At 66.0% G+C, this 13,906-nt stretch carries 12 protein-coding genes; 5 read left to right on the top strand and 7 right to left on the bottom strand.

The window, feature by feature from the left end; translation table 11 throughout:
• The first annotated feature begins 5 nt into the window (after window positions 1–5).
• Together AC5Y21_RS21520 and AC5Y21_RS21515 are read left to right on the top strand one after the other, a co-directional pair.
• Window positions 6–668 (top strand): TetR/AcrR family transcriptional regulator, encoded by a 663-nt coding sequence (locus tag AC5Y21_RS21520; protein WP_499915244.1) that lies wholly within the window; start codon window positions 6–8, stop codon window positions 666–668.
• Window positions 669–745: 77 nt separating this feature from the next.
• Complete coding sequence (locus AC5Y21_RS21515; protein ID WP_499915231.1) at window positions 746–2,317, top strand: FAD-dependent monooxygenase; 1,572 nt, start codon at window positions 746–748, stop codon at window positions 2,315–2,317.
• 79 nt (window positions 2,318–2,396) lie between these two features.
• On the opposite strand, the gene AC5Y21_RS21510 is transcribed toward AC5Y21_RS21515, so the two are convergent.
• The 7 genes from AC5Y21_RS21510 to aceE all read right to left on the bottom strand — a co-directional run bounded on the left by AC5Y21_RS21510 (window position 2,397) and on the right by aceE (window position 12,176).
• A complete protein-coding gene (locus AC5Y21_RS21510; protein ID WP_499915229.1) occupies window positions 2,397–3,818 on the bottom strand; it encodes an acyl-CoA carboxylase subunit beta in 1,422 nt (473 codons plus the stop codon).
• Window positions 3,819–3,891: 73 nt separating this feature from the next.
• The gene (gene kasB / locus AC5Y21_RS21505; RefSeq protein WP_499915227.1) at window positions 3,892–5,154 is read right to left on the bottom strand and encodes a 3-oxoacyl-ACP synthase KasB; all 1,263 of its coding nucleotides are present in this window, start codon (window positions 5,152–5,154) and stop codon (window positions 3,892–3,894) included.
• Between the two features lie 81 nt (window positions 5,155–5,235).
• Entirely contained in the window at window positions 5,236–6,486 is a 1,251-nt protein-coding gene (gene kasA, locus AC5Y21_RS21500; RefSeq protein WP_499915224.1) for a 3-oxoacyl-ACP synthase KasA, read from the bottom strand.
• A complete protein-coding gene (gene acpM, locus AC5Y21_RS21495; RefSeq protein WP_499915222.1) occupies window positions 6,483–6,830 on the bottom strand; it encodes a meromycolate extension acyl carrier protein AcpM in 348 nt (115 codons plus the stop codon). Before acpM ends, kasA begins: the two co-directional genes overlap by 4 nt.
• A 68-nt stretch (window positions 6,831–6,898) precedes the next feature.
• Window positions 6,899–7,816, bottom strand: a complete 918-nt coding sequence (locus AC5Y21_RS21490; RefSeq protein WP_499915221.1) for an ACP S-malonyltransferase — start codon at window positions 7,814–7,816, stop codon at window positions 6,899–6,901.
• 140 nt (window positions 7,817–7,956) lie between these two features.
• A complete protein-coding gene (locus tag AC5Y21_RS21485; RefSeq protein ID WP_499915220.1) occupies window positions 7,957–9,267 on the bottom strand; it encodes a PucR family transcriptional regulator in 1,311 nt (436 codons plus the stop codon).
• 119 nt (window positions 9,268–9,386) lie between these two features.
• Window positions 9,387–12,176 carry a pyruvate dehydrogenase (acetyl-transferring), homodimeric type gene (gene aceE, locus AC5Y21_RS21480; RefSeq protein ID WP_499915219.1) on the bottom strand — a complete coding sequence of 930 codons (2,790 nt, stop codon included), beginning with the start codon at window positions 12,174–12,176 and terminating at the stop codon, window positions 9,387–9,389.
• A gap of 170 nt (window positions 12,177–12,346) precedes the next feature.
• On the opposite strand from aceE, the gene AC5Y21_RS21475 reads away from it, so the two are divergent.
• The 3 genes from AC5Y21_RS21475 to AC5Y21_RS21465 all read left to right on the top strand — a co-directional run bounded on the left by AC5Y21_RS21475 (window position 12,347) and on the right by AC5Y21_RS21465 (window position 13,899).
• Window positions 12,347–12,934 (top strand): Rv2240c family protein, encoded by a 588-nt coding sequence (locus AC5Y21_RS21475; protein ID WP_499915218.1) that lies wholly within the window; start codon window positions 12,347–12,349, stop codon window positions 12,932–12,934.
• 81 nt (window positions 12,935–13,015) lie between these two features.
• Window positions 13,016–13,438: a DUF3052 domain-containing protein gene (locus tag AC5Y21_RS21470; protein ID WP_499915242.1), complete on the top strand. Its 423-nt coding sequence runs from the start codon at window positions 13,016–13,018 to the stop codon at window positions 13,436–13,438.
• Window positions 13,438–13,899, top strand: coding sequence for a peroxiredoxin (locus tag AC5Y21_RS21465; protein ID WP_499915217.1), 462 nt, complete (start codon window positions 13,438–13,440; stop codon window positions 13,897–13,899). Before AC5Y21_RS21470 ends, AC5Y21_RS21465 begins: the two co-directional genes overlap by 1 nt.
• The last annotated feature ends 7 nt before the right edge of the window (window positions 13,900–13,906 follow it).

Genomic DNA, 13,906 nt, shown 5'->3' with positions numbered 1-13,906 from the left:
AGTATATTGGAACGGAACCGAATCGTATCGTCAGGATCGGAGGTCGCGCCGTGGCGGCAGCGAGCACACCGCAGCCGCGCCGAAGCCCGGGGCGTCTCGATCGGTCCCTGGACACTGCCATCCTCGATGCGGCGCTGAAAGGTGTGGCCGAAGTCGGTTACGACCGGTTGAGCATGGACGACCTCGCATCCCGCGCCGGCGTCGGCAAGGCCGCGATCTATCGTCGCTGGCCGTCAAAAGCCGTCGTAGTGGCCGATGCGATCGCCCACTGGCGGCGACGGCTGGGACCTCTCGAGCCGCCCAACACCGGCAGTCTTCGCGGCGACATAGAGGCGGTGGTGGCCGCGGTTCCCGACATCGATGACGCTGCTTACGGCACAATTCAGGTCATCGTCGGAGTGGCGACGGCCGCGATGCACAATCCCGTCCTGGCGGCTGCCCTGGAAGACCTCGTGCTGGCCAGGCCGCGCCATGTGGTTCGAGTCATTCTGGACCAGGCGGTGGCTCGCGGGGAGATACCCGCCGGTCGCGATCTGAGCCTGATCCCCGACGTGGCCCTTGGCCTCAACGTGTTGCGCGTGATGACCGGTCGACCGGTAGACCGGGTCTTTGTCCGACGAGTGCTCGAAGACGTGATTCTGCCGCTTGCCGGCGCGTCGGCCCCGTAGCAGTTTGCGCGTTGCTCGCGAGCGTGCCAGCATGGACCTAAAGCGGAACTGAGTAGTTCCGTTTAGAAGGGATAACAATGAGCCATGTCCCTGTCTTGATCGTCGGTGCTGGCGCCGGCGGCCTGGCCACGTCGGCCTTGCTCGCCAAGCATGGCATTCACTCGCTGCTGGTGGAGAAGCGCCGCGAGGTGTTCATCTACCCGAAAGCGCGCAACCTGAGCTTCCGCAGCCTGGAGATCCTGCGCGGCCTGGGCCTCGCCGACGAGGTCCACGCGGTCGCCGACGGAGTTTCGGACATGCTCGGCAAGCCGACGCTGAACAGCACCGAACAGAAGCAGGCGCTGGACGTCGACGCTATATTCGCGCCCTTCAACGGACTGAGTCCCGAGCCTGCCGGGCAATATTGCCCGCAGAGCGCATTGGAACCGATCCTGCTCGCCTACCTTCGTCGGCACGGAAATCAAGCACGGTACAACACGGAGTTGTGCTCGCTCGAGCAAGACGGCGCTGGGGTCAAAGCCATAGTGCGCGAACGGGATTCGGGATCGACGGAAACGGTGCACGCCGACTACCTGGTGGCCGCCGACGGTGTGCACAGCCCGATTCGCGAGGCACTTGGCGTGACGACCTCCGGCCACGGACCACTGCCCATCTATGTCGTGTTTGTCTACTTCCGGGCGCCGTGGCGGAAGTTCGTTCCCCGGCTCGGCGAGGGCGACGCCGTGCAAGTCAGCAATGCGGATGTGGACGGGATATTTCTGCCGGTGCGTGATGACTTGGGCATGTTCATCACCACGTACCTCCCCCACGATGGGGAGGCCGCCGGCCAGTTCACTGCACAGCGTTGCCGCGAGCTGATCCTCAAAGCAGTCGGTGAGCCGATCGATGTGGAAATCATCGATGTGGCGCCCTGGCAGCCGTACGAGCGGGTCGCCGATCAATTCCAAAGCGGTCGAGTCTTTTTCGTCGGCGACTCGGCCCACACCATGCCCCCCTTCAAGGCCGGCGGCGCCAACACTGCCATCCAGAGCGCGCACAATCTGGTCTGGAAACTGGCCGCCGTCTTGACCGGGACGGCGGATCCCGCCCTATTGGCCACCTACCACACAGAACGACACCCGGTCGGGCGCTTCAATGCACGTCAGTCGCTCACCGGCCCGACGATTCAGATACTCCGCCTGGACGACGACCGACCCAAGCTGCCGGCGGAAGAAGAGAGCTCTATGTTCGCCCTGCTGATCGGCTATCGGTACCGGTCGGCGGCAGTCATCACCGGCGAGACGGACGCGGACGACGTAGCGCTGGTGGACGAGTTGCGTGGACAACCCGGCACCCGGGTGCCGCATGTGTGGGTGCGGCATCGCGGCGAGCGCGTTTCGACGCTCGACCTGCTCGGTCCCGGGTTTAGCGTTCTCACTGGCGACGAGCGATGCCGCGCCGCTGCAACTTCGGTGTCGGCAGGGCTGGACGTTCCGATCACAGTTCATTGCATCGACAGCGACGAGTGGACAGGAGTCACTGGACTCGCGCGCGAAGGTGCGCTACTGGTCCGTCCGGACGATTTTGTCGGCTGGCGGGCCGAGGAGCTGCCCCAGGACGCAGAAGGCCAGCTACACCAAGCGCTTTCGACGATCCTCTGCCGCCGGTGACCGCCGGTGAGCAGACGCAGAATCGCACCCGGAAGGCCTTCCGGGTGCGATTCTGCGTCTGCTCGCGGTACTTGGGCGACTACAGCGGGATGTTCTTGTGGCGGCCGCGGCGTGCCGGAGCCTGCGCCAGCGCTTCGGTGAGCTTGCTGCGGGTGTGCGCCGGGTCGATCTTCTCGTCGACAACACCGATATCGATGGCGCTGTCCACGCCGCCGGCGATCCGCTCGTGCTCGGCGGCCAGCTCGTCGTGCAACGCTTCGCGCTCGTCTTCCGGTGCGGCGGCGAGCTTCTTCTTGTGCAGAATGCCAACCGCCGCCTTGGCGCCCATCACCGCGACCTCGGCGTCGGGCCAGGCGAAGACCTTGGTGGCATTCAAAGACCGCGAGTTCATCGCAATGTAGGCCCCGCCGTAGGTCTTTCGGGTGACCAGCGTGACGCGCGGAACGGTGCACTCGCCGAACGCGTGCAGCAGTTTGGCGCCGCGGCGCACCACGCCGCCCCACTCCTGGTCGACACCCGGCAGGTAGCCCGGAACGTCGACAACCACCACCAGCGGAATGCCGAACGCGTCGCACAGCCGCACGAAACGTGCTGCCTTCTCCGCACTCTCGGAGTTCAAGCAGCCACCCAGCCGCAGCGGGTTGTTGGCCAGCACGCCGACCGTGCGGCCGGACAGCCGACCCAGCCCGACGACCATGGACGGCGCCCAGTTGGCCTGGAATTCGTCGAAAGGCGTTTCCTCGTCGAGGATCGCGGTCACGATGGGGTGCACGTCGTAGGCCCGTCGCGCGGACTCGGGCAGCAGGGCGTGGATGTCGGTGTCCCCGGCCTCGGCCTTGCTGCGGTCGAAATGCCCTTGCTGGCAGAACAACCCGACCAGGCGGCGGCCACGCTCGTAGGCGTCGAGCTCGTCGTCGGCGACGATGTGGCATACACCGGACTTCTTGTGGTGAGTCTCCGGACCGCCCAGCGACGCCATGTCCACGTCCTCGCCGGTGACGCTGCGCACCACGTCCGGGCCGGTGACGAACACCCGGCTCTCCGGCGCCATCACGACGACGTCGGTCAGCGCCGGTCCGTAGGCGGCGCCGCCGGCGGCGAAGCCGACGACTACCGAAACCTGCGGGATGTAACCGGATGCGCGGATCATGGCCTCGAATACCAGGCCCACGGCGTGCAGGGCCCGCACCCCCTCGGCGAGCCGGGCGCCGCCCGAATGCCAGATGCCCACGATCGGGCTCTGCTCTTCGATGGCGGTGTCGTAGGCGTTGACGATGTGCGTGCAGCCCTCGATGCCCATGGCGCCGCCCATCACGGTCCCGTCCGTGCAGAACGCAATGGTGCGCAGGCCGTTCACGGTGCCAGCCGCCGCGAGCACGCCGGAGCGGTCGCGCTCGTGCAGCAGCTGCACGCTGCCGTCGTCGAAGAAATTGCTCAGACGCAACAGCGGATCACGGGGGTCGAGCGACTCGCCAACCGCCTCAGGGGCCATGATTGTCATCGCAGATCTCCTGTTGTCTGGGTGTCGCGTACGGTCTTATCCGATGGTCCTTGGCTTTTTCTAAAGGCACCGTCTAGTAGCGCCCGAGGGCGATCGCCACGTTGTGCCCGCCGAATCCGAACGAGTTGTTGACCGCATACCGGTAGTCACCCGGCCGCGGCTTACCCGCCACCACGTCCAGCTCGATCTCCGGATCGAGGTTCACCAGATTCAGTGTCGGCGGGACCACTTGGTCCCGCAACGCGAGCAGCGTCAGGATCGACTCCACTGCACCGACCGCACCCACCGAGTGGCCGAGAGCAGATTTGGGCGCATACACCACCGGCCGATGGCTGCCCAGGGCGTTGTTGATGGCCTTGCCCTCGGCCAGGTCACCGACCTGCGTGCCGGTGGCGTGTGCGTTGACGTGGTCGATGTCGCCGGGGCTGAGGCCTGCCAGCTGGACCGCCCGCGTGATCGCATGGCCGGCGCGTTCCCCATTGGGGTCCGGCGCCACCATGTGGAAGCCGTCCGAGGTGATGCTGGCGCCCATAACCCGGCCCAGGATGTTGGCGCCGCGAGCCTTTGCGTGCTCCTCGGTCTCGATCACCATCAGCGCGCCCGCCTCGCCGAACACAAAGCCGGTTCGGTCCTTGTCGAACGGGCGACAGGCACCAGGGGGGTCTTCGTTGTTGGTGGACAATACGATCCGCATCGCCGCGAACGCCGCGATCGGCACCGCCTCGATCTTGGTCTCCACACCACCGCAGATCGCGATGTCGGCTTCGCCGAGCACGATGTTCCGCCAGGCCTGCGCGATGCCTTCGGCGCCCGACGCACACGCCGACACCGGGGCGGTGACCCCGGCCTTGGCGTGCCGCTCCAGCCCGACCGCCGCGGCCGCGCCGTTAGGCATGTATTTCTGCACGCCCAACGGGTTGAACGCTTTGGTGCCGCGGGCGCGTAGTTCGTCGTACCCCCAGATGAGCTCCTCGGTGGAGCCCATTCCGGTGCCGATACACACCATCAAGCGGGTGGTGTCGACCTCGGGTGAACCAGCGTTCTCCCACACCCGCCGGCCCAGCACGGTGGACATCCGCTGCAGGTACGAGAGCCGACGCAACTCGATGCGCGTCAGGGTGCTGTCGAATTCCTCCAGCAGATGGCCACCGATACGGACCGGCAGGTCGAACTCCTCGACGAACGAGTCCTCAAGCGTGCGGATCCCACTTTGCCCGTCGAGCAACAGTTTCCACGTGTTCTCGGCGTCGGTTGCCAGCGCGGTCGTCATGGCGATGCCGGTGACGACCACGTCGGGGAAGCCATTCCCCGTACTCAACTGTGGCGATTTGGTCATGGGTCTTGCGACCGTTTCCTTCCATGTAGTCCGGCTACTCCTCGGGCCGGTTGCGGCCCGCGTCGTCGCCGGACGCCGTACCTAGTAACGCCCGAACGCGAGCGCCACATTGTGGCCGCCGAACCCGAACGAGTTGTTGATCGCGTAGCGGTATTCGCCGTAGCGCGGCTCGCCCGCAACAACATCGAGGTTGATCTCGGGATCGGGGGTCTCATAGTTCAAGGTCGGTGGGATGACGCCGTCCCGAAGGGTCAACACCGTGAGTACAGATTCGAGCGCTCCGACCGCGCCGATGGAGTGGCCCAGCGCCGACTTCGGCGCATACACCGCGGCATGCTCGCAACCGGCGACCCGGAGCGCGTTGGCCTCCGCGGCATCACCGATCGGCGTGGCCGTCCCATGGGCGTTGACGTGGTCGATGTCCTTGGGGGACAGGCCCGCCAGCTCCATCGAACGCGTCATGGCCCTACCGGCCCGCAAGCCGTCCGCCGCGGGCGCCACCATGTGGAAGGCGTCCGAGGTGATACCGGCACCCATCAAGCGGGCCAACGGCGTTGCGCCGCGGGCCTTGGCGTGCTCCTCGGTCTCGATGAGCATGAGCGCACCGGCCTCGCCGAACACGAAGCCGTCGCGGTCTTTGTCGAACGGGCGTGAGGCCCGCTCGGGCTCGTCGTTGCGGGTCGACATGGCCCGCATCATCGAGAAGGCCGCGATGGGCAACGCCTCGATGGGCCCTTCGACCCCGCCGCAGACGGCGACGTCCGCGTCGCCCATGACGATCTGACGCCATGCGTGGGCGATCGCCTCCGAGCCCGACGAACAGGCCGACACCGGAGTGATCACCCCGGCTCGCGCCCCTAGTTGCAGCCCGACGGTCGCCGCGGCGCCGTTGGGCATGATCATCTGAACGGCGAGCGGGGACACCTTGCGTGGCCCGCCCTCGTTCATCAGGTCGTAGCTCTCCACGATGCGCTCGGCGCCACCCAGACCGGTGCCCACCACGACGGTGAACCGGTCCGGGTCGACCTCAGGGCTGCCGGCCGACTCCCACAACTGGCCGCTGAGCAGCTTGCTCATCCGCTGGACGTACGACATGCGTCGCATGTCCAGCCGGCCCATGTGGTTGTCGACCGGCTCCTTGAGGTGGCCACCGATCTTGACGGGCAGGTCCCATTTGGTGACGAACTCGTCCTCGAGCACGCGGATGCCGCTCTCGCCGGCCAACAGACCCTTCCACGTGCTTTCGATGTCCGGCGAGATCGACGTCGTCGCTGTGACGGCGGTCACCACAACGCTGGGGTAACCGCCATTAGCAGTGGAAGGCTTGGTCACTTGCTTTCCGCTTCCATCCTTGCCTGGACGTTGGCAACGGTGTCCGGGTGGTCGGTGGCCATCTTGGCGCGCAGCGCCTCGGCGGCCTCGGGGTTCTCTTCCTCGAGCTTCTGGATGTAGGCGACGACGTCACCGACGGTACGCAGACCAGCGAGGTCCTCGTCGGGGATCTTCACGCCGTACTTGTCCTCGGTCTGCACCGCGATCTCGACCATCGACAGCGAGTCGATGTCCAGGTCGTCGACGAACGACTTCTCCGGGGTGATCTCGGACGGCTCGATACCCGTGACCTCTTCGATGATCTCGGCAATACCGGCAATGATTTCTTCCTGAGTTACGGCCACAGCTAGCTTCCCTTCGTAATTGTTGTGCAAATCGAACTGACGTGCGTTGTTGTACTGGTCGAACTGACTTAGAGGTTGGCCAGCTCGTCCAGGTCTGCGGGTGATTTGACGGCACGCGCCGGCACTCCCCGAAGTTCTCGTTTGGCGATACCGGTCAGGGTGCCCGCAGGCGGGAACTCCACGATCGCCGTGACAGTGTTCTCAGTGCGTTCACGCAGATATGCAGTGCACAGGTCCCAGCGCACCGGGCGGGTCAGCTGCGCGACCAGCGTGTCCATCGCCGCGGCCGCGGAGGCCACCGGCTTTCCGTCATGGTTGGACAGCAGCGTTGCGGTGGGCTCGGCGGTCGCGATGCCGGCCGCGGCTGCGGCGAACCCGTCGAGCGCCGGAGCCATGTACCGGGTGTGGAACGCACCGGCGACGCCCAACGCGCGGACCCGGGCCTTGGCCGGCGGGTCTTCGGCAAGCTTCTCCAACGCGGTCAACGCGCCGGCCGCGACGATCTGGCCGGCGGCGTTGCGGTTCGCGGGCACCAGGTCGAGCTGCTCGAGACGGCCCAACACGTCGGCCTCGTCGCCGCCGAGCACCGCGGACATGCCGGTCGGCTCGATGGCGCAGGCCTTTGCCATCTCGGCGCCGCGGGTGGCGGCCAGTGCGACGGCGTCATCGGCGGCCATCACACCGGCGATCGCATAGGCGGCGATCTCGCCGACGGAGTGGCCGGCGATGATCAGGTCCTTGTCGGCGAGCAGGCCCCGGCTGGCCAGCTCACGGTGAGCCAGCAGGGTGGCCGCAACGATCAACGGCTGGGCGACCGCGGTGTCGGTGATCTCCTCCGTCGACGCGGTGGTACCCAGCCGCACGAGGTCCAGGCCGCTGGCCTTCGCCCACGACGCGAGCTGGTCGGCTGCGCCGGGCAGTTCCAGCCACGGCGACAGCATCCCCTCGGTCTGGGAACCCTGTCCGGGTGCAAGCAACGCAATCACGTGTCTAAGAGAACACTGTGGAAACGGTTTTGGCGGGTGTAACAGATTATGAACCTTATCTTAGGTTTTTGTGTACTCCCTACAAAACAGCTCGGTAAGCTACACGTTTGATATCGTGCCGCGATCTGTCATCTGGGTCACTATCGGTCCGACGCGCCGACGAGACCGCCTCTGACCGGCCCGGGAAGCTGAGTCAGGGCGTTGTTCGCAACGCTGGACTGATGCGTTGGGTAGTTGAGTTGGCCCACCGTCGCCGCCACTCGCAGCACATATGCGTCGCGCGGCTGGGTGGGATCGCGGCCGGTGAAATCGGTGATCCGCTTCAGCCGGTATCGCACGGTGTTTGGATGAACGAACAACTTGCGCGCGCAGGCCTCGATCGCTCCACCGCAATCTAAATAAGCGTTAAGGGTCTCGGTGAGCGTTGGTCCGGCGTCTGCCAGCGGGCGCATCACGTCAGTATGCAGCGCCACGATTGCCGACGCATCGCCCATCAGAGCGCGTTCCGGCAGCAGCTCCCTGGCCAGCACGGGCCGCGGCGCACCGCTCCAGCCGGCTACGGCGTTCATGCCGGAAATTGCCTCGCTGGCGCTGTGATACGCCGCGGTCAGCATGGGCGCAGTCGGCCCGATGACCACCGGGCCGTTCGAAAACGCCTCCAACAGGTCGCCCAGGAACTTCTCGGTCGGCGACAGCTGGCCGGACACGATCGCCACCAGCCAGGTGCCGTGCACGTCGGTGAGTGCCGCGCGCCCGTGGCGAGCGGCGATATCGCGAACGTCCTGGCTGGCCTGCTCGCTGTCGAGATCCTCGTTGGAGCCGCCGCGGCCGGGTGCGGGGGTCCCCACCACAACCGTCGCGGGCGAGGTCGTGTCCCAGTTCAGGGCGGCGGCGCGGGACAGCAGCTCGGGGCCGGTGTCGCCGCGCACCACCGCGTCGACCACGCTGGCCTCCATTCGGCTGTCCCAGGTCCCGCGCGCCTCGGCCGCGTCGGCGTAGCCCGTGGCCGCGGTGAACGCCAGATCGCGGCTGTATTTCAGGATGCCCACGGTCAAGGCCGTCAGCTGCTCCTCGGAGCGGGCCAGCAGCGGCACCACCTCTTCGAAGAACTCCATGGTGACGCGCACCATTTCCACGCTGTGGCGCAGCGGGATCCGTCGGGTGAGGTCCTGGGGGACCAGCTCGAAGGCCTGGGCGGTGTAGCTGACGTTGCTATGTGGGTCTTGCATCCACTCGACGAAGTTGACCACGGCCGTCTGAACCACCAGCGCGACGCTGGCGCGCTGGGATGCTTCCAGGTCGGCGAAGAACGGCAACCGGTCCTGCATGGCCGAGACGGCCTCGGTGGCCAGTCGGCCCGAGTATTGCTTCAATCGCCGCAGCAGGGAATCGGGAACGGTGTCCAGGAGTTCGAGCGGCGATGTCGGACGTACGAATTGGTTGTCGCTCACCCCTAAAAGCTACGCCACTTTTCTGGATGTTTCTGCCAACCTCTCCGGGGCGAGCAGACACAGAATCGCCCAAAACGGCACGTTTTTAGGCGATTCTGTGTCTGCTCGGTACCGAAACTTCACGACACACCGGGGTCCGAGGTCTGCGCCGGGGCGGCCAGCACGTCGTCGATCTTGTACTGCCGCGCGGCCGCGACCGGCACCGACGGGTCGATGTCCCCGTCGCGTGCCAGCGCCTCCAGCACCGCGACCACCTGCGATTCGGCGTCGGTATTGAAGTAGCGGCGAGCAGCGGGCCGGGTGTCGGAAAAGCCGAAGCCGTCGGTACCCAGCGTGACGTAGGTGGCGGGCACCCACGGCCGGATCTGCTCGGGAACCGCGCGCATCCAGTCCGACACGGCGACGACCGGCCCGGTGGCCCCGGCCAGCGCTTCGGTCACGTACGGCACACCGGCCGGGCGGTCGGGGTGGCGCAACTTCGCCCTTTCGACGGCGACGCCGTCGCGGTTCAGTTCGCCCCAACTGGTCACCGACCACACGTCTGCGGCGACGTCCCACTCAGCGGCCAACATCTCCGCTGCCTGCAGCGCCGCGGGCATCGACACCCCGGAAGCCAAGAGCTGCGCGGTGCTGGCGCGCCGCTCCGTGGCCGCCCGGTAGCGGTAGATGCCCCGCAGCACGCCTTCGGGGTCGAAGTTCTCCGGCTCGGGCGGCTGCACGTAGGGCTCGTTGTAAATGGTGATGTAGAAGTACACGTTCTCCGGGTTGTCGCCGAACATGCGCGACAGCCCGCTTTCGATGATGTAGGCGATCTCGTAGGCGAACGCCGGGTCGTAGGACACGACCGCCGGATTGGTGGCGGCGATCAGCAGCGAATGACCGTCGGCATGCTGCAGGCCCTCGCCGGTCAGCGTGGTGCGCCCGGCGGTGGCGCCGAGCACGAAGCCGCGAGCCATCTGATCGGCCGCCGCCCAGAACCCGTCGCCGGTGCGCTGGAAGCCGAACATCGAATAGAAGATGTAGATCGGGATCATCGGCTCGTTCTGCGTCGCGTACGACGTGCCGACCGCGGTGAAGCAGGCCACCGAACCGGCTTCGTTGATGCCCTCGTGCAGGATCTGCCCGACTTCGCTTTCCTTGTAAGCCAGCATCAGTTCGGCGTCCACGGCGGTATACAGCTGGCCGTTCCGGTTGTAGATCTTGAGGTTGGGGAACCAGGAATCCATCCCGAAAGTTCGCGCTTCGTCGGGAATGATCGGAACGATCCGCGGGCCGATCTCCTTGTCGCGCAACACTTCTTTGAATGTGCGCACCGTCGCCATGGTGGTGGCGACTTCTTGGTTGCCCGAGCCCTTCTTCAGCGCTTTGTATGTGTCACGGCCGGGCAGCGAAAGCGCCTTGGCCTTGGTCCGGCGCTCGGGGATGAACCCGCCCAGGGTCCGGCGCCGGTCCAGCAGGTAGCGGATCTCGGGGGCGTCCGGGCCGGGGTGGTAGTACGGCGGCAGGTAAGGGTCTTCGTCCAGTTGGGCGTCGCTGATCGGAATGCGCATGGCATCGCGGAAGTACTTGAGGTCGGCCAGCGCAAGCTTTTTCATCTGGTGAGTGGCGTTGCGGCCCTGGAAGTGTGCGCCCAGCGAGTAACCCTTGATGGTCTTGGCCAGAATGACCGTCGGCTGACCCTTGTGGTCGATGGCAGCGCGGTAGGCGGCGTAGACCTTGCGGTAGTCGTGGCCGCCGCGCTTGAGGTTCCAGATCTCGTCGTCGCTCATGTCCGCCACCAGCGCTTTGGTACGCGGATCGCGACCAAAGAAGTGGTCGCGAACATAGGCGCCGTCGTTGGCTTTGTACGTTTGGTAGTCACCATCGGGCGTGACGTTCATCAGGTTGACCAGCGCGCCGTCCTTGTCGGCGTGCAGCAGCGCGTCCCACTCGCGTCCCCACACCACCTTGATGACGTTCCACCCGGCCCCGCGGAAGAAGGACTCCAGTTCCTGGATGATTTTGCCGTTGCCGCGTACCGGGCCGTCGAGACGCTGCAAATTGCAGTTGATGACGAACGTCAGGTTGTCGAGGCCGTCCAGCGCGCCGAGGTGCAGCAGGCCGCGGCTCTCGGGCTCGTCCATCTCGCCGTCGCCCAGAAAGCACCACACGTGCTGGTCGGAGGTGTCCTTGATGCCGCGGTCGTGCAGGTAATGGTTCACCCGGGCTTGATAGATCGCGTTCATCGGGCCAAGCCCCATTGACACCGTGGGAAATTCCCAGAAGTCCGGCATCAACCGCGGGTGCGGATAGGACGGCAGGCCGCCGCCGGGATGGCTGTGTTCCTGGCGGAAGCCGTCAAGTTGATCTGCGGTAAGGCGACCTTCGAGGAAGGCGCGCGCGTAGATCCCCGGAGAGGCGTGGCCCTGGATGAAAATCTGATCTCCGCCGCCGGGATGCGACTTGCCGCGGAAGAAGTGGTTGAAGCCGACTTCGTAGAGTGCGGCGGACGACGCATAGGTGGAGATGTGGCCGCCGACGCCCACGCCGGGCCGTTGCGCGCGATGCACCATGATCGCCGCGTTCCACCTGATCCAGGTCCGGTAGCGACGTTCGACGTCCTCGTCGCCGGGGAACCACGGCTCGAGTTCGGTCGGGATGGTGTTGACGTAGTCGGTCGACGTCAGCGAGGGGAGAGCCACCCGCTGCTCGCCGGCCCGTTCCAGCAGCCGCAACATCAGGTAGCGCGCCCGCGCGGGCCCCGAGCGCTCCAGCAGTTGGTCGAAGGACTCCAGCCACTCCGACGTCTCCTCGGGGTCGATGTCGGGCAGGTAGGACGCGACACCTTCGCGGATCACCCGCACTCGGTCGGGTTCGCTTGTGCTGCTTGGGGTTTTGGCCAGATCGGTGCGCGCGAACTCGGTGGTCAACTTCCGCTCCTGTAGTCGGCGGGGTATCTGCTTGGCGATCTTCCCTCTATCGTGCCGCACCGGTGTGCCGGTCGGGTAGCTACCGCCCGATCGCAGCCGAGGTTGGACATCCAGCGCGAAATCGGTGCGTCCACGACGGTTGCCATGCCGACCCGGTAACGTCAGAAGCCGTGCTCATCGGATGGCGTGCCTACCCTCGCAGGCACCTGGTGGCGTTCCCCAGGCGAGGTGCTCTGGCGTTCGGTTGTGTGGCGGTGGTCCTGATCGCGATCGTTGGCTGTACCAAGGTCACCAATGGCAGTGCCAAGGCCAACGGCAGCCTCGCCCCGGCCTACCGCTCGTCGGTCTCGATGTCGGTGTCGGCCTCCGCGGCGACCTCGAGTATCCGGGAGACCCAGCGGCAACAGTCGCTGACGACCAAAGCTATTCGCAGTGCGTGCGACGGGCTCGCCACCACCAGCAAGGAAGCCATCGACAAGGTGAACGCCTTCGTTGCGGCGTTCAATGCGGGACGCAATACCGGCCCCACCGAAGGCCCGGCGATCGACGCCAGCAACAACAGCGGCAACACCGTGGAGACCAGCATCGCGCCCCCGTTGTCGCAGGAGATGCAGGACGCATTCCGCGAGTACGTCGACGCGGTGCGTGCAGTGGCCAACGCGATCGCCACCCATGTGGGAACGGCGGAGTTCAACAGACGGGTCGACCGGCTCAACGCCACGAAGACCAAGTCATTGAAACTGTGTGTGGCCTCCTGAGGCGGGCATGTTCGACGTGCGCAGCATGTGCGACGATTAAGCCCATCGCACGGTGCGCGCATGGCTAGAGGAGGTCCCACGGTGGTCGCGGCGGATCACGCCCCGAGCTACGCTCGCAAGCTGGGCATCCAACGGGACCAGGTCGTCCAGGAGTGGGGCTGGGACGAAGACACCGACGACGACATCCGGGCAGCGGTCGAAGAAGCGTGCGGCGGTGAGTTGCTCGACGAAGACACCGACGAGGTAATCGACGTCGTGCTGCTGTGGTGGCGCGACGGCGACGGCGACCTGGTGGACACCCTGATGGACGCGATCTCTCCGCTGGCTGAAGACGGCGTGATCTGGGTGCTGACACCCAAGACCGGCAGGACCGGGCACGTGCTGCCCGCCGAGATCGCCGAAGCGGCCCCCACCGCCGGCCTGATGCCGACGTCGTCGGTCAACCTCGGTAACTGGAGCGCCAGCCGGTTGGTACAGCCCAAATCGCGGGCCGGTAAACGCTGATGCTGGCTGTTGGAACGACAGCACCGAACTTCACCCTGCGCGACCAGAACCAGCAACGTGTCAGCCTCAGCGACTACCACGGCGCCAAGAATGTCTTGCTGGTGTTCTTCCCGCTGGCGTTCACCGGCATCTGCCAAGGCGAGCTGGACCAGCTGCGCGATCACCTGCCGGAGTTCGAGAACGACGACAGCGCGGCGCTGGCCATCTCGGTGGGCCCGCCGCCGACCCACAAGATCTGGGCGACCCAAAGTGGCTTCACCTTTCCGGTGTTGTCAGACTTCTGGCCGCACGGGGAGGTCAGCCAGGCCTACGGCGTGTTCAACAACGACGCCGGCTACTCCAACCGCGGGACCTTCGTGGTCGATCGGTCCGGGATCATTCAGTTCGCCGAGGAGAAGCAGCCCGGAGAAGCCCGCGACCAGGGACTGTGGACGGATGCGTTGGCGGCTCTAAAGGCCTGAGCGTTTT

It is taken from the genome of Mycobacterium sp. NGS41 (assembly GCF_059812725.1).
This window is presented reverse-complemented; position numbering and strand designations above follow the sequence as displayed.

Coding starts and splice junctions, on each gene's coding strand:
- AC5Y21_RS21515 (WP_499915231.1), top strand. CDS start 746: ATGAGCCATGTCCCTGTCTTGATCGTCGGTGCTGGCGCCGGCGGCCTG.
- AC5Y21_RS21465 (WP_499915217.1), top strand. CDS start 13,438: ATGCTGGCTGTTGGAACGACAGCACCGAACTTCACCCTGCGCGACCAG.
- AC5Y21_RS21510 (WP_499915229.1), bottom strand. CDS start 3,818: ATGACAATCATGGCCCCTGAGGCGGTTGGCGAGTCGCTCGACCCCCGT.
- kasB (WP_499915227.1), bottom strand. CDS start 5,154: ATGACCAAATCGCCACAGTTGAGTACGGGGAATGGCTTCCCCGACGTG.